1 protein-coding gene is annotated in these 1,568 nt (G+C 54.7%); it reads left to right on the plus strand.

What is annotated here, in order from left to right; all coding sequences use genetic code 11:
- A partial coding sequence (locus ICL55_RS34850; RefSeq protein WP_246496874.1) for a condensation domain-containing protein occupies positions 1-1,568 on the plus strand: 1,568 nt, incomplete at both ends.

A 1,568-nucleotide genomic window follows, 5' to 3' on the forward strand; every position in this document is an offset into this window, starting at 1 on the left:
CGATTTCTTCCGCACAGGCGGGCATAGTCTGCGTGTGATGCGACTGGTGAATGTATATCATCAGCAGCTGCATATGAAGGTAACCGTACAGGAATTATTTACCCATACTACCATTGCGGCACAGGCGCTGCTGTTAACATCCAGAACGCAGTCGGTCTATGAAGGAATAGAACAGGTGCCCTTGGCCGCGGATTATGCGCTGTCAGACGGTCAACGGCGGCTATGGCTGCTCAGCCAGCAGGCAGGCAGTTCCCGCGCCTATCATATCTCCGGTAGTGTTCCGCTGGAAGGAGCTTATCACGCTGTCTTTTTTGAGCAGGCGATCCTGCATGCGATGGCCCGCCATGAAATACTGCGCACCGTTTTCCGCGAAAACGCGGAAGGAGAATTACGCCAGGTAGTATTGCCGGCGTCAGCATCAGCGTTTCGTTTTACCAGTGTGGATGCCACACAGTATACCAAAGAAGAAATTGCAGCCTGCCTCGATACGCAGGCCACGCAGGTGTTTGACCTGGCGAATGGGCCGCTGCTACGCGCAGGACTGCTACACACCGGTGAACAACGGTATATCCTTCATTTTAACCTGCATCATATCATCAGCGATGGCTGGTCGATGGAGCTGCTGAGCCGTGAGGTGCTGGAATATTACCGATGCTTCGAACGCGGGGAAGTGCCCGCGGAAGCGCCGTTGCGGATTCAATATAAAGACTATGCGGCCTGGCAGCAACAGCAGTTATCAGGCGCCGATTTTACGGCCGACCGTCATTACTGGGAAGAGCAGCTGTCCGGCGAGTTGCCTGTGCTGGCTTTACCCGCAGAGAAAGTACGGCCTGCGGTGCTGACGTATAATGGCTACGCGTTATCGACCGTCATAGATGAGCGTACCGTGGCCGATTTGCAGGCATTGTGTACCCATCATCAGAGTACGCTGTTTATGGGATTGCTGGGCGTGCTCAATGGTTTGTTGTACCGTTACAGTGGCCAGGAAGATATTATCGTTGGCAGTCCTGTGGCCGGCAGAGGCCACGGGGAACTGGAAGACCAGCTGGGCTTTTATGTAAATACGCTGGCGCTGCGTACGCGTTTTGATGGCCGTTCCTCTTTTGCCGCTTTGCTGGAATCTGTCCGGGAAGTGACATTGGCGGCTTATGAACATCAGCAGTATCCTTTCGATCGGCTGGTAGATGATCTCAATATCCGCCGCGATATGAGCCGCTCCGTGGTGTTTGATGTGATGATGGCGCTGCAACAGCAGGAAGCCGTCGGCGATGACAGCGAAGTCACCGGTCAGATCGTGGAAAAAGGCGCCTGCGCGGTAAAACTGGACCTGCACATTTCCTTCATCACGTCCGGTGGGCGGTTGTACATGGATGTGCAGTACAACAGCGATGTTTTTGAAAAAGCGACCATGGTCCGTTTGATGGACCATTTCCGTAGCCTGCTGACGCAGGTGATCGCCACGCCGGACATGCCGGTGAGCAGGCTGGCGTATCTGTCGGCCTCCGAAGAGCAGCAGCTGCTGCAAACCTTCAACGATACGGCTATTACCTATCCTTCGGGCGTTACGC

The organism is Chitinophaga varians, from assembly GCF_014529945.1.
GTDB lineage: Bacteria > Bacteroidota > Bacteroidia > Chitinophagales > Chitinophagaceae > Chitinophaga > Chitinophaga varians.